Consider the following 17,339-nt stretch of genomic DNA (forward strand, 5'->3'; position numbering starts at 1 on the left):
TCGTCTATCCTTTCGGATGGCCGTTGCCACCCTCGTTTACGCGCACGCCTTTAAGTCGTCCGGCTTCCTCTACAACACGTTGCGTGAGTCCACCAGAGGCGAGCGCCCCATGTATCACAGTTTGGCGACCGAATGCCAAACCCAATTCATCGGCTGTCAACCAACCGATGTAATGGCCATAGTGTGGGGTGCTCAGCTTGGACTTACCGCGCCCTGACCCGTCTACGGCCTGTATCAATACTTCGGCCTCTTCGGTTTGCAACCAACCTTTGACCTTTTCGTAGCCGGCGACCGCCTTGCCTGCCTTGCGCTGGAGCGAGATCAAGTCCACCACCCGGCGCGCCAATTGTTGTTCTACTTCGTCGATCAACCCGTCTGGCAGCGTGACCGGCTGTTTCGCCGACCGAGCAAAGGCCTTTTTCTTTACCGCAAGTTCCAGCGCGGCACGGTCAGCCGAGACATAGATGCCCCGGCCCGGCAGTTTACCCAAAATATCTGGGTAAACCTGATTGTCCGGGCCGATCACAAAACGGATCAACCCGTGTTTTGGCTGCACGTCGCCCGTGGCGATGCACTTGCGTTCCGCACCGTCTGAACGGTCATTCGAGGCGCCACCGCGTCCCATGTGCAACCCCCGAGGCCCGCTTAGGCCTCGGCCTCCTCGGCGGTTTCGCCGTCTGTTTCTACGTCGTCCTCGTCCGCATCGGCTTCAAGCTCGGTCGGATCGACCCAGCCCAGCATGACACGGGCGGTCATGATCATAGCTTGGGCGTCTTCAAGGCTGACCTCAAAGGGCTCAAGCGCACCATCGTCCTTAACACGCTCGCCGTTGACCGTGGTCCAGCCGCCAGCCAGTTCCCAATCGGCACAGGTGGCGAAATCTTCCAAGGTCTTCACGTCGTCCTTGGCCAGCGCTTCTAACATTTGGGGGGTCAGACCCTCAAATTCAACCAGGCTGTCTTCGACACCCAGAGCACGGGCGTTATCAAGCGCCGCTTTGTTCTGCGCTTCAAGCACGTCGCGGGCGCGGGCCTGCAACTCGCCAGCGGTGTCTTCGTCCACACCGTCGATGACCAGCAGCTCGTCGACTTCGACGTAGGCCACTTCTTCGAGGTTGGTGAAGCCTTCGGAGACCAGAAGCTGGGCAAAGAATTCGTCCAGATCGAGGTTGTCCATGAACAGCTTGGTGCGCAGTTCAAACTCGGCCTGACGGCGCTGGCTTTCCTGCTCTTCGGTCATGATGTCAATATCGAGGCCGGTCAACTGGCTGGCCAGACGCACGTTCTGCCCACGACGGCCAATCGCAAGCGACAGCTGCTCTTCGGGCACGACGACTTCGATCTTGCCGGCTTCTTCGTCCAGAACCACTTTCGACACTTCAGCAGGCTGCAGCGCGTTCACAAGGAACGTCGGCTGGTCTTCATTCCATGGAATGATGTCAATCTTTTCGCCCTGAAGCTCGTTCACGACAGCCTGAACGCGGCTACCGCGCATACCAACGCAGGCACCGACAGGGTCGATGGAGCCGTCATGCGAAATCACGGCGATCTTGGCGCGCGAACCGGGGTCACGGGCGACGGCTTTGATCTCGATGATGCCGTCATAGATTTCCGGCACTTCCATCTTGAACAGCTCGGCCATGAATTCAGGCGCGGTACGGCTCAGGAAAATCTGCGGGCCACGCTGCTCGCGACGCACGTCTTTGATGTAGACGCGGATACGGTCGTTCGGGCGATAGCTTTCGCGGCCGATCTTCTCGTTGCGGCGCAGGATCGCTTCGCCAGCGCCCACATCGACGATGACGTTGCCGTATTCTTCGCGCTTGACCAGACCGTTGATGATGGTACCGGCGCGGTCTTTGAATTCTTCGAACTGGCGGTCGCGCTCAGCTTCGCGTACCTTCTGCAAAATCACCTGTTTGGCCGACTGCGCCGCGATGCGGCCCATCTCAACCGGGGGGACTTCTTCGACGTAAGTGTCGCCGACCTTGGGGTCAGCCATATACTGCTTGGCTTGATCGACAGTGAATTCGGCCTGATAGTTCTCAAGCTCTTCGTCCTCGACCACGGTGCGAACGCGGGTGAAGGTCGCTTTGCCGGTCTTGCGGTCGATATCGACCCGGATGTCCATCTCGGCGCCGTAGCGGGACTTGGCGGCACGGGCGAGGGATTCTTCCATCGCTTCGACGACCAGACCGGGGTCGATCATCTTTTCGCGCGCAACTGCCTCGGCGGTTTGCAACAGCTCAAGCTGGTTTGCAGATGTAATGGCCATTAGGTGTCTCCCTCAGCAGACTCTTCAGTCTCGATATCATCAAATTCGTTTTCGTCGATCGCGCCGGACGCTTTGCGCTGGCGGAGCATTTCTTTGATCAGGTCGTCGGTCAGCACCAGCTTGGCATCGCTGAGCCAGTCGAACTGGAGGCCGATGGTGCCTTCTTCGACATTGATCAGCACTTCGCCACCTTCGACGCCAGCCAGCTCACCCTTAAAGCGGCGGCGGCCATCGATCAGCTCGGTGGTTTCGATCTTGGCCTCATAGCCCTCAAAGGCATCGAAATCCTTGAGCCGCGTCAGCGGACGGTCGATGCCGGGGCTGGAAACCTCAAGCGCGTATTCGTCAAGGATCGGGTCTTCGACATCCAGGACCGCGCCGATGGCCTGCGAGATCTTGGCGCATTCATCCACTTCGATCCCGCCATCAGGCCGGTCGGCCATGACTTGCAGGATGGTGGACTTGCCCGACATCAGGCGGACGCGCACCAGTTCAAAGCCCATGTCCTCGATCACCGGGGTGATGATCTCGGCCAGACGGCGGTCAATGGCAGCTTTGGCAATCAGGTCATTCGACATGAGACATCCAATTTAAATCAGGCAGTTTCGTTCAGGCATAAAAAAACGGGCGCGCGGCCCGTGTTCAAGATCGGTGGAGCCTTCGGTTTGGACCCGAAAGCGCCGCTGTTGAAAGGGGATATAGGCCGGAAAGCCTGAAACTGCAACCCCTCTCAGCCGAACCACCACCGCTCGGGCGCGCGCAGGTTGTCCATCGGCGCTTGGCGTCCGGGGTTCGGCGGTTGGCGCAGATCGTCCGACAGGGCGCTGACCCCGCCAGCACTATCGGCCTGAAGTGTCACATCGCCCCGCTCGCGATAGCGGGGCCGCGCGGGTAAATCCGCTGCATCAACAAGCCTTTCGCTCAATGCCTGCGCCCGGACCTCCCGCGCGGGGATCGAGACAAGCTCGACCGTATCGAACCAACCGGCAGTGCCGTCCTTGTAATGGCTCTCCACCCGCTCGGCCAAAACCTGACGCCCGGCGGAAAAGCGCCGCAGACTGTAAAGCCCAGTGCCGATCCCGGCCTCGGGGGCGTGGGCGGGGCGGATCACATAGCGCGATTGCGCCAGCAGCAGCGGCAGGTCAGGATTCGCCGCGGCCAATGTGACCTGCACCTTCAGGTCGTCTTGCACCGCGACCTCAGCTTCGGTCAGGACGGATTGCAGGCTGGCCACAACATCGCGGGCGGTCAGCGGGCTGCCATCGTGAAAGCGCACATCGGGGCGCAGATCGAATTGCCATTGCCGCGCGCCGTCGCTGGTTTGCCAGCCAGTCGCCAATTCACCCTTGAGGATGCCATTGCCGGTAACTTCGGTCAGCGTGTCAAAAATCAGCCCTTGCCGCGCGACCTGCATGAACAGGCCGTCGCCGTGAACCCAAGTGTCCTCTCGCGTGGCACCGGAAAGCGCCAGCCGCAGACGGCCCCCGCGCCGGGGTGGCTCTCCGGCGCCCGCGCCCGTCGCGGCCAGCAAAGCCGCCGCCGCACCGGTGGTGAACAGCGCCCGGCGATCCAGCAAAGAGTTGCGCCCGCGCGTCACTGGCCAATCCTATCCATGGTCCGTACCAATTCTGCGCTGATCCCCGGCTCTGACAGGGCGTGACCCGCGTTGCGGATCATCCGCAGATCGGCATTGGGCCAGCGCTCGGCCAGCGCGTAGGCGCCCGAAGGGGGGCAGATCATGTCGTAACGCCCCTGCACGATCACCCCCGGGATATGCGCGATGCGGCCCATATGTTCGAGGATCTGACCGTCGAACTCCAAAAATCCGTTGTTGGTGAAGTAATGGTTCTCCAACCGCGAGAAGGCCCGCGCATAGGCCGAAGGACCGCCATGCGAAACGCCATCGGAATGCACCGAGGCCAGCGCATTCTCCCAAGAGGCCCAGGCGCGGCCATAGTCCTGCTCGACCCGCAGATCGCCCGAGAACAGCCGCCGATGATAGGCCGCGATCAGATCGTCACGCTCATCTTCGGGGATCAGGTTCACGAACCGCGCCCAAAGCTCGGGCCAGAACCGCCCGGCCCCGCCGCCGTAGAACCAATCAAGTTCGGCCTGCGTCATCAAGAACACGCCGCGCAGGATCAGATGACGCACCGCTTCGGGGTGCGCTTGGGCATAGATCAGCGCCAGCGTCGCGCCCCAAGAGCCGCCAAAAACCATCCATTTGTCGATACCCAGTGTGCTGCGAATCAGCTCGATATCCGCGACCAAATGCCATGTCGTGTTGTCCGTGACCGACGCATGCGGGGTGGAGCGCCCACAGCCGCGCTGGTCGAACAGTACCACCCGGTAAACCTTGGGATCGAAATAACGCCGCATCGCCGGGCTACAGCCGCCGCCGGGGCCGCCATGGAACACGACAACGGGGATACCATCGGGGTTGCCGCATTGTTCGACATAGACCTGATGCCCCTGCCCCACAGACAACATCTGCTGGTCGAAAGGCTCCACCGGCGGATAAAGATGCGCTGCGTCGCGTTTTTGGTCGGGATACTTGTCCATTGCCGCCCTATATAGTCATTGAACCCAAAAGAGCACAGGGAGATCAGAATGCAAGCGGATCAATCAACCATCGACCCCGCCGAGATCGCCAAATTCGAAGCGATGGCCGCCGAATGGTGGGATCTGAACGGCAAGTTCAAACCGCTGCATATGCTGAACCCCTGCCGGTTGGATTATATCACCAGCCAGATCGCGGGCGAGTTTGACCGCGATCTGACTGCCGAGGCGCCGTTTAAGGGTCTGCGCATTCTCGACATCGGGTGCGGCGGTGGATTGCTGTCGGAACCGATGGCGCGGCTGGGGGCCGAGGTGGTCGGCGCGGATGCGGCGGCGGGCAACATCCCCGTCGCGCAAATCCACGCGCAGCAGTCTGGACTGGAGATTGAATACCGCCACACCACCGCCGAAGCGATGGCCGAGGCGGGTGAGAAATTCGATGTGGTGCTGAATATGGAGGTCGTCGAACACGTTGCCTCCCCCATCGACTACCTGATCGCCTGCCGCCGCCTGCTGAAACCCGGCGGGCTGCACATCTGTTCGACCCTGAACCGCAATCCAAAGTCCTTTATGATGGCGATTGTGGGCGCAGAGCATGTGATGCGCTGGCTGCCCAAGGGCACGCATGACTGGAACAAGTTCATCACGCCGGATGAACTTTTTGACCTGCTGAACCGCGCCGGATTGGAGCCTGTGGACCGCAAGGGTTTCGTCTTCAACCCCGTCGCATGGTCTTGGCGTCTGTCGGATCGGGATCTGAGCGTGAACTACGTCACCGCAAGCCTCAACCCTGGCTCAACTGACGCCTGAGCGCGCGCAGGATCGGCAGCGTGGCGCGGACCTGCTCTTCGCCCAGATCATCCACCACGTTGGAAATCATCGGCGTGATCGCGTTCACCGCTGCATCCCGTGCTTGTCGCCCGGCAGGGCTGATCGCGACCATCTTGCGCCGCGCGTCATCCCAATCGGGGCGGATATGGACGTAACCGGCCCATTCCAGCTTGCTCAGCGTGTTGGTCATCGCCCCGCGGGTGACGTTGAAAGTCTCGGCCAATTGCGCGGGCGAGCGTTCGCCGCCGTGCCACGACAGAGAGTTCAGCACCGAAAAATGCGAGATCTCCATCCCGCGCGGCAGAACCCGCGTGAGGCGGCTGCGCACCTGTTGATCGGCGGCCAGCAATTCACCGAACAGCATGATCGCAAGTGTGTTTTTATCGTCGGTCATCTTAGGTCCGGTCAGGGCGCGGCAAAGGGGCGGCGGTTGGCAAGGCTGGGCACTTTGGCGCGGGCCTTGTTACATTCTTCCATGTCCATGTCACAAAAGTAAACGCCGGGGGCCGTCCCGGCATCCAGCACAACCTCCCCCCAAGGGGCCACGACCAGCGAATGCCCATAGGTATCGCGGGTTTTGTGTCCGGCACTGGCGTGCGTGCCGGTCTGCGCCGGGGCCAACACATAGCAGCCATTCTCAATCGCCCGCGCCCGCAGCAGGCTGTGCCAATGCGCGGCCCCCGTCACCGGAGAGAAGGCCGCAGGCATCGTGAGGATACGCGCCCCCGCCTCTGCAAGCGCTTGATAAAGCGACGGAAAGCGCATGTCATAGCAAACCGACATGCCGATCTTTCCAAAAGCCGTCTCGGCCACCACGGCCTTGTCACCGGGGCGATAGCCTGCGGATTCGCGGTAGGTCTCGGTCGCGCTGATATCCACGTCGAACATATGGATCTTGTCGTAACGGGCCACAATCTCTCCCTTCGGAGAGATCAGGAAAGACCGATTGGCAAAACGCCCATCGCCGCCCCGCGTCTTGAGCGCGAGTGAGCCGATCAGCAGCCAAATGCCCGCCTTCGCCGCCTCTTCGCGCAGGGCGGCGAGGGTGGCATCGTCTTCCTCATAGGCGAGCACCGCCTGCTGATGGGTCCGGCTGGTGCTGACGCAATTCGTCACCTCAGGCGTCAGGACAAACGTTGCCCCGCCCGCCACCGCCTCGCGCAACAAGGCGCGGGTTTCGATCAGATTGGCAGCCGGATCGTCCGAGACGTTGAGTTGCAGCAGCGCGATTTTCATCTGTCTTGCAGCAGCGCGTCGAGTTTGCCCGCACGGTCCAGCGCATAAAGTTCATCACAGCCGCCCACATGCACGTCACCAATGAAGATCTGCGGCACGGTACGGGCACCGCCGGCGCGTTGGATCATTTCTTTCTTGCGCTCAGGCTCCGACAGAACATCGACCTCATCAAAGGCCGCTCCCTTCTGGGTCAGCAGGCGTTTGGCGGAATGACAAAAACCGCAGAGCGGCGACGTATAGATTTCGACAGGTTGCATAGGATCACCCTTTGAACAGTTAACGTTGCACAGTGATCTAGGTCTCTTTGGCCACGCGCGCCAGTGCCAGCACGAAAACGGGGCCGGAACCGGCGGCAAGACATGCCTCTGTGCAGGCGGTCAGTGTAGCGCCAGAGGTGAACACATCGTCCACCAAAATCACCGGTCGCATGATGATACGGTGTCGCCGCCGCGGATGAACTGCGATCGCTTCCTGCAGGACGCTGTACCGTTCCGCCCGACCCAACCCATCCAGCGACGGCGTGTGCCGGACCCGCTGCAACAGATCGGGACACCAACTGCGGCCGGTTTCAGCCGACAGGGCTTTGGCCAGCAAGGCGGATTGGTTGTAGCGCCGTTTCAGCAAACGCCGCCAATGCAGCGGAACCGGCGCGATCAGAGCCGTATCAGGCAAGAGGCCCTGCGCCGCCTGCGCCATCCACCGCGCGCCCGGGCGCGCGATCTCTTGGCGGTCACCGTGTTTCAGCGCCAAGACCAGCCTGCGCCCCATATCGCGATAAAGCAGCGCCGTCCGGCCCTGTGCCCAAGGCCGCGGCGTGGCAAGACAAGCATCACAATGCGGTGAAGCCACATCACCGCCGCCCGGCAGCGGCACGCCGCAGGCGTCGCAGACCGTGCCACCGATAAAGCCCGTGTCGCGCCAACAGGTGCCGCAAAGCCCAAAATCTGCATCGACCAAACCGCCGCAGCCCAAACAGCGCGGCGGATAGATCAGTGATACTGCTGTTTGAAGTCCCCGTGGCGGCATTCTATGTGTTCCTCATGACAGCACAGCCCACACTGACCGACCCCAAGGCCCTCGCCCATCGCCGCGCCCGCGCGACGGTGCGGGGCATGTTCTTGCAACAGGCAGCCGCCGATGAGGTTCAGGATCGGGTGGGATTGGTTAAGAAAGCGTTTACCGCTCCAGCCATCGTGACCGCTTTCCCGCAGGTCTGGGCAGCCGCCTTCCCTGAGGCCCAGATTATCCCCGAGGCCGAAGTGCTGGCGCTGGAACCGCAGGCCCATGATCTGGTGATCCACGCCATGGGGCTGCATTGGGCGAATGACCCGATCGGCCAGCTGATCCAATGCCGCCGTGCGCTGCGGCCCGATGGGCTGTTGCAAGCCGTGGCACTGGGCGGGCAAACCCTGCATGAACTGCGCGCCTGCCTTGGCCAAGCTGAAGCCGAAGTGACCGGCGGCCTGTCGCCGCGCATCGCCCCGATGGGGGAACTGCGCGACCTTGGCGCGCTGTTGCAACGCGCCGGACTGGCGCTGCCGGTGGCCGATAGCCAACCGCTGACCGTGGAGTACGAACACGCTTGGGCCCTGATGCGCGACCTGCGCGAGATGGGTGAGACCAACGCCCTGCAAGCCCGCCTGCGCCGCCCCACGGGCCGCGCGGTTCTGACCCGCGCGGCAGAGCTTTACGCCACCCATTTCACCGCCGCATCGGGCCGGGTTACCGCGACCTTCGATATGATCTTCCTCGCCGGTTGGGCACCGGATGAAAGCCAGCAGAAACCCCTGCGCCCCGGATCGGCCCAACAGCGGCTTGCAGATGCGCTGAATAGTCGCGAGGAGCCGCTCCCCGATTGACCCAATCTGCAAAGCGGCTATCTCTGCGCGGATCATATGCGAGGAAACCCCATGCAGGCAGCCCAGCCCCAATCCGCCCAACCAGACTCCGGCCAACCGGAACACGGCCCCAACGACCACCCCAAAGTCCCGCGTCCCAAGGTTGGCGTCCTGCTCGCCAACCTCGGCACGCCGGACGGCTATGACTATTGGTCGATGCGCCGCTACCTAAGCGAGTTCCTCTCGGACCGCCGGGTGATCGACTACAGCCCGTGGAAATGGCAGCCGCTGTTGCAGACGGTGATCCTTTCCAAACGCCCCTTCACCAGCGGCGCGGCCTATAAATCCATCTGGAACGAGGCTGAGAACGAAAGCCCGCTGGCGACGATCACCAAGTCGCAGACAGCCAAGATCAAGGCGGCGATGCAGGCGCGTTACGGTGACGATGTGATGGTCGATTACGCCATGCGCTACGGCAACCCATCGACCCGGTCCAAGGTCGAAGCGATGACCGCTGCAGGGTGCCAGAAGATCCTGTTTTTCCCGCTGTACCCGCAATATGCCGGGGCCACGACCGCAACGGCGAATGACGCTTTCTTTGCCGCGCTGGCCAAAGAGAAATGGCAGCCCGCGTCGCGCACCGTTGCCCCCTATTTCGACCGCCCCGACTATATCGAAGCGCTAGCCCAATCGGTTGAGCGTGCCTATGCCGCGAAGGACAAAAAGCCCGACCTACTGGTCTGCTCCTACCACGGTCTGCCGCAGCGCTATCTGATGGAGGGCGACCCCTATCATTGCCAATGTCAGAAAACGACGCGCCTGCTGAAAGAGCGTCTGGGCTGGGGCGACAGCGAGATCATGACGACTTTCCAGTCGCAGTTCGGCCCCGAGGAATGGCTGCAACCCTATACGGTCGAAGAGGTCGCCCGACAGGCCAAGGCTGGCAAGAAAAGCATCGCCGTCTGCGCGCCTGCCTTCTCGGCCGACTGCATCGAAACGCTCGAAGAGATCAACGAAGAGATCAAGGAAAGCTTTGAAGAGGCCGGCGGCGAGGATTTCACCTATATCCCCTGCCTGAACGATGATGCCGCGCATATCGAGGCACTGACCACGATCATCAGTGAAAATCTGGCTGGCTGGGTCTAAGCCCGCCTTGGGGTCGCTGCGGCGGCCCCTTTTTCAAAGCCATACGCAGAATACAAAAAAGGCGGTGCATTGCACCGCCTTTTCCGTTTGATCGTCAGTTCCGATTAGTCGGAAGCAACAGCTGCGGCAACCAGTGCCAGCAGGATCAGGGGAACCAGGATGCCCGAGGACGAACCTGTTGTTTCTTCCACGATGACCGGTGCTTCGACGATCGGCTCGGCCAGCGAACCAGCAAAAGCAGTCGATGCAGCAGCGGACAGAGCAGCGGCGAGAACGAGTTTCTTCATAACATAACCTCCAGAATAGGCGTGCTGTATCATATACATACACGCACCCAAGACTTACCTCGTAATCTCGTTCTAAACAGTATCGGCAAAAGTTTGCAAACCCGGAATCAGCTATTGCATCAAGGAATCAGGGGGATGTCGTCAAATAAGCAACACCTGCGTGCCGACCTTTGTCATGGCAAAAAGTTCGGCGATATGTTCGTTATAGAGCCCAATGCAACCATTGGAAGACTTGCGGCCAATTTTTCTTGTGTCGTGGGTTCCGTGGATACGGTAATATGTCCAGCTGAGGTACAGCGCATGGGTGCCCAGCGGGTTATCCGGGCCGGGCCCGACATAGGGCGGCCACTCGGGATTGCGCTTGAGCATGGAAGGCGTGGGACGCCAGCTTGGCCCCTCGACCTTTTTGATGACACGGGTGCGACCCCGGCGCGTGAGATCTTCGGTCAGCGGCACCGACGAGGGGTAGAGTTTGTAAACACTCTGGTCCTCGGACCAGTAATGCACCGCCCGGCTGTCGATATCGACCAGCACCGCGCCGTTGCGCGTGTTGCTGAAATAGGGGCGCCAATCCAACATCCGGAAGCTCGAGACATTGCGCTGGACCGATTCAGTCAGATCGCGCTCTGTCTCGGTCGTCGCGGAGGAGTTGAAAGAAGAGGTGCTTTGCGCCAGCGCCGGTGTGGCAAGCATCGCGGCGCTGCCAGCCAGAAAGCCACGGCGGCTCTTAATCGAAAAACGGTGAGCGGACATGGAGCGTCTCCAAACTGAAATTATGCTAATTAACGCCATGTATATGGCTCGAAAGACGCAGTTTCAATTGAAACCGGCCCCATACGGCAGAGTCACGCCTATGTGCGTTTGAACTGCAACGCGCCCCGATGTAAGGCAGAAAAAATCTCATTGCGTGGAGCGCTCATATGATCCGTATCCTGACCATCCTGCTGGCGCTGACGGTTGCGCTGTCTGCCTGTGCCCCGTCCAGCACGAGTGGCGGCAAAGCCGGCGGTTCCTACCGCATCAGCCGTTCCGACGCGGGTACAATCCAATTCCGTATGCTCGACTCGGTGAATGCGCTGCGCAGCTCGGCTGGGGTCACGCCTTTGGCGCTGGATGCCAAACTGAACGCCGCCGCCGCGACCCACTCGCGCGATATGTCGGTGCAAAACCGTCCATGGCACTTCGGCTCTGACGGGTCGTCGCCGATCGACCGTATCCAGCGCGTTGGCTATACCGGCGGTCTGGTCGGCGAAGTCATCTCGGAAACCTATGAGACCGAGCTTGAAACCCTCGCCGCCTGGATGGAGCAGCCAGACACCCGCCGCATCTTGATGGCACCCGATGGCCGCCAGATGGGTTTCTCTTGGTATCAGGAAAACGGTGGCAAGATCTGGTGGACGCTGGTCGTCGGCAACTGATCTTTCGCTGAACAAGCGGTTTATCCGGCCCCTGCGGGGGCCGGTTTCGTTTTGACCGACCCGGTGATCAGGGTGTGATCAGGATCGGCGTGCCATCGCGCACCATCGCATAGACATCTTCGATCTCTTTGTTGGTGACCGCGATACAGCCCCAAGTCCAATCGTTCTTTTCTTTCTGCCGCGGGTCTTTTTGCCCGTGAATAAAGATATCGCCGCCGGGGCTTTTGCCCATGGCGCGGGCGGTCTCGATATCCCGTGCGTTGGGGTAATCGATCCCGACGGAAAGATGAAAGCGGCTGTTCGGATTGCGACGGTCGATTCGGTACAGCCCTTCGGGCGTGCGCCCATCCCCCTCAAAGGTCTTGTGACCCACAGGAGCGAAGCCCAGCTTGATCGGATAGTCCTCCAACACGCGGTTATGATGCAACAGCATCATGCGACGTTGGCTTTTGTTCACAACCACATAGGTCACTTCGGGACCATTGTATCGTTTGAATTTACTGCTGCTGCACGCCCCAAGCGCCACCATAGCGGTGCCGCCAAGTATCATTGTCCTGCGCTTCATCACTGTGCCCTCAAAGCCCCGGCCATTCCGGCCCTTTTTACCTGAGCTACCACAATGAGGGATTAATTTCATTCAAAAAGAGGTGATGAGCCGAGCCAAATGCAGCCCTTTTGCTTAACCTTCCGGCAGTGTCAGGCAAGCGGAAAGCTCCACATGCGACGACCAGCGAAACTGGTCCACGACCTGCACCCAGTCCAGCCGATACCCTGCCGCCACCATATTTTGCACATCACGGGCAAAGCTGACCGGGTTGCAAGAAACATAGGCCACGCGCGGCACCCCGGCGCGGATGATCTCGGCCACCTGCGCCTCGGCCCCGGCGCGGGGCGGGTCCAATACGACGGCGTCGATCTTGGCCAATTCATCCGGCAAGAGCGGACGGCGGAACAGATCGCGTGTCTCAACGGTGAGCGGTTTGGCCCCCTTGGCCCGTCGCCAGCCGCCCTCAAGCGCGGCGATCATCTCGGCATCGCCCTCAACCGCATGAACCCGCGCCTTTTGCGCCAGTGGCAAAGCGAAGGTGCCGCAGCCTGCGAACAGGTCCGCCACGGTCTCGGCCTCCCCCACGGCATCCACGACGGCGGCGCGCAGGGCCGCTTCGCCATGGCGGGTGGCTTGCAAAAACGCGCCCGGCGGGGGCGTGACCGCTGCGTTGCCAAAGCGCTGCGCGGGCGGCGCACGCATCGCGATCACCTCGCCATTCCAAGTCAGCCGTGCTAGCGCCAAAGCCTCACAGGTCTGCGCCAACTGTTGCCTCAGCGGCCCATCGAGCGGTTTGCCATTGGCAACAGACACGTCCAGCCCCTCTTCCGACAGCGTCACGGTCACGGCCAATTCGGCCTTGCGGCTGGTGCCGATCAGCGCCAGCTCCTCTGCAACCTTCAACCCCGGCAAAAGCGCGGGGTCGACCAACTGACAGCCTGGCACCTCGATCAACACGTCGGAAGCGCGGCCATGGAACCCCGCCATGGCGCCCTTTTTCGTGCGGCGCGCAGCAAAGGTGGCCCGGCGGCGCGATTGCGCGGGTGAGGTTTGGATGGGGCGAAATTCTGTCTCTAACCCATGCGCCGACAGCGCATTGCGCACCACATCAACCTTCCACGCAGCCACGAAATCATCTGCGGCATGCTGCAACTGGCAGCCCCCGCAGGATTTGAAATGGCGGCACGGCGGCGCGACCCGCTGTTCTGACGGCGTAACGATCCGCACGTCGCGCAGCAGTTGGCCCTCGACCTCACCGCTGACGGTTTCCCCCGGCAGGGTCATCGGAGCAAAGATCGGACCTTCGGCGATGCCGTCGCCGTGGTGGCCAAGGCGCAAGATGTGATGTTCTGTCATAGCCTGCCCATAGCGCGGCAAAGGCCACAGCGAAAGCCTATTCCGCCGCCCTCACATCCAGAAACCCGCCTGACTGACGATGCCAATAGCGTGCATAAAGCCCATCTTGGGCAAGCAGATCAGCATGGCTGCCGATCTCTGCGATGCGGCCTGCGTCCAACACCATGATGCGGTCCATCTCTGTCAGGGTCGATAGGCGGTGGGCGATGGCCAGCACGGTTTTGCCTTCCATCACGCGGTCTAGGGTCTGCTGGATGGCCGCCTCAACTTCGCTATCCAGCGCGCTCGTCGCCTCATCCAACACCAGTATTGGCGCGTCTTTCAGGATCGCTCGGGCCAAGGCGATGCGCTGACGCTGTCCACCCGAAAGCTTCACCCCACGCTCCCCCAGATGCGCGTCATAGCCGCGGCGGCCTTTGTGATCCTCGAGTTCCTGAATGAATTCATGCGCTTCGGCACGTTCGGCCGCCGCGATAACCTCGGCCTCGGTCGCATCGGGCCGCCCGTAAAGGATGTTGTCCCGCGCGGAGCGGTTGAACATCGCGGTTTCTTGCGTGACCATGCCGATATTGCGCCGCAAGCTCTCTTGCGTGACTTCCGATGTATCCATTCCGTCAATCACGATCTTGCCCTGTTCCGGTTCATAGAGCCGTAAAAGCAGCGCAACGAGGGTCGATTTCCCTGCCCCCGAGGCACCAACGATCCCCAGCTTCTCGCCCGGTTTGATGGTCAGTGAAATTTGGTCGATCCCACCCGTCTGGCGGCCATAGGCAAAGCCGAGGTCGCGCAGTTCGATCTGCCCGGCCTCCACGACCAATTCCTGCGCATCAGGCCCATCATCCAACCGCACGCGCGGCGTCAAAGTGCGCATGCCGTCTTCGACCTCACCAATGTTGGAATAGATCGCCATCAGCGTGAAAGACACCCAGCCGGTCATCTGGGCGATACGGATCGCGATGGCACCCGAGGCCACGATATCCCCCTCGCTCGCCATGCCGCGCTGCCACAGCAGGATCGTGCCGCCCAACAGCAGAACCGGCAGAAGCCCGGCAAGGCTCATCAGCGCCAAACGGAACCCTGCGGCGAGATAGCCAAACTCCAGCGCCCGGGCCCGAAAGCTTTGCATCGCGGAAAGCGCTGCGCGGTCCTCGTGATCGGCATGGGCAAAGAGTTTCACCGTCTTGATATTGGTGATCGTATCCACCACCTGCCCCGACACCAACGCCCGCGCCCCGGCACGGCCCGCCGCCCGCTTGCGCACGCGCGGCAAGAACCAGTTGATCAGCGCCAGATACATGACCAGCCAGACCGAAAACCCAACCGCCACGCGCCAATCGATCGCCAGAAGCAGCGCCACCGACCCCACGAGGGAGGCGAGCGCAAAGGCCACCACGTTGATCACCTCAGCCGCCACATCCGTCACCGCCCGCGCCGCCTGCATCTGCTTTTGCGCGATGCGCCCGGCGAAGTCTTCGTCAAAGAAATTTACGTTCTGCCCCAGCGTCCAACGGTGCAAACGCGACAGCACCAGCGGGTTGACATTGGGCTGCACCATGATCGCGTTCGAGGCCGAGGACAGGCCGAACAGCACAGGCCGCGCCACCAAAAAGAACGCCACCGCGCCCAGTACTAACACCAGACTGCTGCCTTCGAAAAACCGCTCGGGGCCCGTGCTGACCGTGGCATCGATGACCTTGCCCAAAATCCACGCCGTGCCCGCCTCCATCGCGCCAGCGGCCGCCGATAGAAAAGCCGCGAGCCAGAGCACCGGCCAAGCGCCCGACAGGCACCAGCGCATGAAAGCCCCCAGCGTTTGCGGCGGCGGACCATTGGCGGGGTGAAACGGGTTGATCCAGTTCGAAATGCTCACGACTTGTCATCCAATGCGAGAAAACCGCCCGACTGACGGTGCCAGAAGGCTGCATATAGGCCAGCTTTCTGCAAAAGCGCGTCATGGGTGCCTTCTTCAACGATACGGCCCTGATCCAAAACCAGAATTCGGTCCATCTCGGCAATCGTGGACAGGCGGTGCGCGATGGCGATGACCGTCTTGCCCGCCATCATGTCATAGAGCGTTTCTTGAATGACCGCCTCCACCTCACTGTCGAGCGCGCTTGTCGCCTCATCCAGCAGCAAGATCGGCGCGTTCTTCAGGATGACCCGCGCCAGCGTGATGCGCTGACGCTGCCCGCCGGAAAGCTTCACACCCCGTTCACCGACACGTGCCTCATAGCCCGCCCGCCCCTCCGGGTCAGTCAGATCAAGGATGAACTCATGCGCCTGCGCCTGTTTCGCAACCGCGATCATCTCAGCCTCGGTTGCATCAGGGCGGCCATAAAGGATGTTTTCCCGCACCGAGCGGTGCAGCAGCGATGAATCCTGCTGCACGACACCGATATGCCGCCGCAGACTGTCTTGCCGCACCTGTGCAATGTCCTGCCCGTCGATCCGGATCTGACCTGTTTCGGCATCGTAGAACCGCAGCATCAGTTTCACGAGGGTCGATTTCCCTGCGCCAGAGCGGCCAACAAGGCCAATCTTCTCCCCCGGCTGCACGGTGATATCGATACCTTGGATCCCGCCGCTTTCGCGCCCGTAATGATGGCTTAGCCCTGCCATCTCGATCCGGCCTTCGGTCAGCTTCAAGGGGGGCGCATCGTGTCGGTCGGTCAGGGCGAGAGGCTGGGCGATGGTCTCCATCCCCTCGGCCACGACACCCAGTTCGCGGAAGAAACTCGACAGAGCCCACATGATCCAACTGGTCATTGAGTTGAGCCGCAGCGCCAGCGCGGCGGCAGCGGCCACGACGCCGACGCTCGCTTCGCCCGCCATCCAAAGCACCAGCGCCCAGCCGACGATACCCACGATCAACATGCCGTTGAGAAGGGTCAGCACCACGTCCATGATGCTGAAAATCCGCATCTCGCCCTGAAAGGTACGCCGCGCCTCTTCGATGGCCTCTCCGGCAAAGTCGACCTCTAAATCATGATGCGCGAACATCTTGACCGAATGGATATTCGTATAGGCATCCACCACGCGCCCCGTCACCTGAGACCGCGCGTCCGACGCCGCCTTGGACGCAGGCCCGACCCGTTTGATCGTCCATGCCACCAAGCCAGCGTAGAGGATAAACCACCCCAAAAGCGGCACTAACAAGCGGATATCAGAGGTGGACAGCAGGATCGCCGCGCCGATCATATAGGCCAGCGAATAAGAGATCGCGTCAAAAACCTGAAAGATCACCTCCCCCGCTGCCGGGGGTGTCTGCATGATCCGGTTGGCGATACGCCCGGCGAAATCATTCTCGAACCAGCCGACGGATTGCCGCAACACATGCCGATGCGCCCGCCAGCGGATCAGGGTGCCAAAGTTCGGCAGGATCGCATTGTTGAGAAGCATCACGTCGACCGCCTGCACCAAGGGCCGCAGGAACAGGACGGCAAGGGCCACGAGGGTCAGTTCGGTGCCATAGTCCTCCCACATCTGCGCGGGGTCGCTGCCGAGCAGGTCAACGATACGGCCCATATAGTAGATCAAACCGATCTCGATCGCTGCGACAAGGATCGCCATCACCCCGGCGAGGACAAAGACCTTTTTAAACGGCTGCGCGTAGTCCCGCAAAAAGGGCAAAAGCCCCTGCGGCGGATGATCCTTTTCCCGATAGGCAACATAGGGATCAACGAGGTTTTCGAAAAAGCGAAACATGGGGAGACCTTGGAAATAGACGTGCAAAATACGCGGCAATGCCCAATAGCAAAGCCGCAAAGGGGCAATGGTTATGCCAGCTTAGCTAAACCAGATCCCGCGGTACATCTCGCCCATCTCCCTTGTAATGCGGTTTGGATAG

General features: G+C 61.3%; 19 protein-coding genes. 4 read left to right on the forward strand and 15 right to left on the reverse strand.

The annotated features are described in order from the left end of the window. Positions 1–4 precede the first annotated feature (4 nt). The 5 genes from K3762_RS00160 to pip all read right to left on the reverse strand — a co-directional run bounded on the left by K3762_RS00160 (position 5) and on the right by pip (position 4,836). Complete coding sequence (locus K3762_RS00160) at positions 5–625, reverse strand: RNA-binding protein (protein WP_120349771.1); 621 nt, start codon at positions 623–625, stop codon at positions 5–7. 20 nt (positions 626–645) lie between these two features. Then, a complete protein-coding gene (gene nusA, locus K3762_RS00165; protein WP_120349772.1) occupies positions 646–2,274 on the reverse strand; it encodes a transcription termination factor NusA in 1,629 nt (542 codons plus the stop codon). Beyond that, on the reverse strand, positions 2,274–2,852 hold the full coding sequence (gene rimP / locus K3762_RS00170; protein ID WP_067627882.1) for a ribosome maturation factor RimP: 579 nt from the start codon (positions 2,850–2,852) through the stop codon (positions 2,274–2,276). The genes nusA and rimP overlap by 1 nt, the downstream gene beginning before the upstream one ends. A 152-nt stretch (positions 2,853–3,004) precedes the next feature. Continuing rightward, positions 3,005–3,871: an ABC transporter substrate-binding protein gene (locus K3762_RS00175; protein ID WP_132443941.1), complete on the reverse strand. Its 867-nt coding sequence runs from the start codon at positions 3,869–3,871 to the stop codon at positions 3,005–3,007. Next, a complete protein-coding gene (gene pip / locus K3762_RS00180) occupies positions 3,868–4,836 on the reverse strand; it encodes a prolyl aminopeptidase (RefSeq protein WP_132443942.1) in 969 nt (322 codons plus the stop codon). Before pip ends, K3762_RS00175 begins: the two co-directional genes overlap by 4 nt. 48 nt (positions 4,837–4,884) lie before the next feature. Here pip and ubiG point away from each other — a divergent pair, with 48 nt between their 5' ends. Further along, a complete protein-coding gene (gene ubiG / locus K3762_RS00185) occupies positions 4,885–5,643 on the forward strand; it encodes a bifunctional 2-polyprenyl-6-hydroxyphenol methylase/3-demethylubiquinol 3-O-methyltransferase UbiG (RefSeq protein ID WP_132443943.1) in 759 nt (252 codons plus the stop codon). On the opposite strand, the gene K3762_RS00190 is transcribed toward ubiG, so the two are convergent. Genes K3762_RS00190 through K3762_RS00205 form a run of 4 tightly spaced genes read right to left on the reverse strand, consistent with a single transcriptional unit; the run spans position 5,618 to position 7,926 of the window. After that, on the reverse strand, positions 5,618–6,058 hold the full coding sequence (locus K3762_RS00190; protein WP_067627893.1) for a MarR family winged helix-turn-helix transcriptional regulator: 441 nt from the start codon (positions 6,056–6,058) through the stop codon (positions 5,618–5,620). The two genes, ubiG and K3762_RS00190, sit on opposite strands and share 26 nt — an antisense overlap. An 11-nt stretch (positions 6,059–6,069) precedes the next feature. Next, positions 6,070–6,900, reverse strand: a complete 831-nt coding sequence (locus K3762_RS00195; RefSeq protein WP_132443944.1) for a carbon-nitrogen hydrolase family protein — start codon at positions 6,898–6,900, stop codon at positions 6,070–6,072. Beyond that, positions 6,897–7,157: a glutaredoxin 3 gene (grxC, locus tag K3762_RS00200; protein ID WP_067941907.1), complete on the reverse strand. Its 261-nt coding sequence runs from the start codon at positions 7,155–7,157 to the stop codon at positions 6,897–6,899. Before grxC ends, K3762_RS00195 begins: the two co-directional genes overlap by 4 nt. 37 nt (positions 7,158–7,194) lie before the next feature. Next, positions 7,195–7,926: a ComF family protein gene (locus tag K3762_RS00205; RefSeq protein WP_120349777.1), complete on the reverse strand. Its 732-nt coding sequence runs from the start codon at positions 7,924–7,926 to the stop codon at positions 7,195–7,197. A 14-nt stretch (positions 7,927–7,940) separates the two neighbouring features. On the opposite strand from K3762_RS00205, the gene K3762_RS00210 reads away from it, so the two are divergent. Both K3762_RS00210 and hemH read left to right on the forward strand, forming a co-directional pair. Continuing rightward, the gene (locus tag K3762_RS00210; protein WP_132444176.1) at positions 7,941–8,759 is read left to right on the forward strand and encodes an SAM-dependent methyltransferase; all 819 of its coding nucleotides are present in this window, start codon (positions 7,941–7,943) and stop codon (positions 8,757–8,759) included. 51 nt (positions 8,760–8,810) lie between these two features. Beyond that, on the forward strand, positions 8,811–9,884 hold the full coding sequence (gene hemH, locus K3762_RS00215; protein ID WP_132443945.1) for a ferrochelatase: 1,074 nt from the start codon (positions 8,811–8,813) through the stop codon (positions 9,882–9,884). A gap of 104 nt (positions 9,885–9,988) precedes the next feature. On the opposite strand, the gene K3762_RS00220 is transcribed toward hemH, so the two are convergent. Continuing rightward, complete coding sequence (locus K3762_RS00220; protein WP_067261136.1) at positions 9,989–10,171, reverse strand: hypothetical protein; 183 nt, start codon at positions 10,169–10,171, stop codon at positions 9,989–9,991. 141 nt (positions 10,172–10,312) lie between these two features. Further along, on the reverse strand, positions 10,313–10,924 hold the full coding sequence (locus K3762_RS00225; RefSeq protein ID WP_067627906.1) for a L,D-transpeptidase: 612 nt from the start codon (positions 10,922–10,924) through the stop codon (positions 10,313–10,315). Positions 10,925–11,091: 167 nt separating this feature from the next. Here K3762_RS00225 and K3762_RS00230 point away from each other — a divergent pair, with 167 nt between their 5' ends. Next, positions 11,092–11,589, forward strand: a complete 498-nt coding sequence (locus K3762_RS00230) for a CAP domain-containing protein (RefSeq protein ID WP_260010799.1) — start codon at positions 11,092–11,094, stop codon at positions 11,587–11,589. Between the two features lie 67 nt (positions 11,590–11,656). Here K3762_RS00230 and K3762_RS00235 read toward each other — a convergent pair whose 3' ends face one another. From K3762_RS00235 to K3762_RS00250, 4 genes are all read right to left on the reverse strand, one after another. Further along, positions 11,657–12,154 (reverse strand): murein L,D-transpeptidase family protein, encoded by a 498-nt coding sequence (locus tag K3762_RS00235; RefSeq protein WP_259946743.1) that lies wholly within the window; start codon positions 12,152–12,154, stop codon positions 11,657–11,659. Positions 12,155–12,268: 114 nt separating this feature from the next. Next, positions 12,269–13,492, reverse strand: coding sequence for a class I SAM-dependent RNA methyltransferase (locus K3762_RS00240; protein WP_132443948.1), 1,224 nt, complete (start codon positions 13,490–13,492; stop codon positions 12,269–12,271). A gap of 37 nt (positions 13,493–13,529) precedes the next feature. Then, entirely contained in the window at positions 13,530–15,362 is a 1,833-nt protein-coding gene (locus K3762_RS00245) for an ABC transporter ATP-binding protein (RefSeq protein ID WP_132443949.1), read from the reverse strand. Then, positions 15,359–17,197 (reverse strand): ABC transporter ATP-binding protein, encoded by a 1,839-nt coding sequence (locus K3762_RS00250; protein WP_132443950.1) that lies wholly within the window; start codon positions 17,195–17,197, stop codon positions 15,359–15,361. Before K3762_RS00250 ends, K3762_RS00245 begins: the two co-directional genes overlap by 4 nt. Between the last annotated feature and the right edge of the window lie 142 nt (positions 17,198–17,339).

The organism is Sulfitobacter sp. W074, assembly GCF_025142275.1.
Lineage (GTDB): Bacteria > Pseudomonadota > Alphaproteobacteria > Rhodobacterales > Rhodobacteraceae > Sulfitobacter > Sulfitobacter profundi.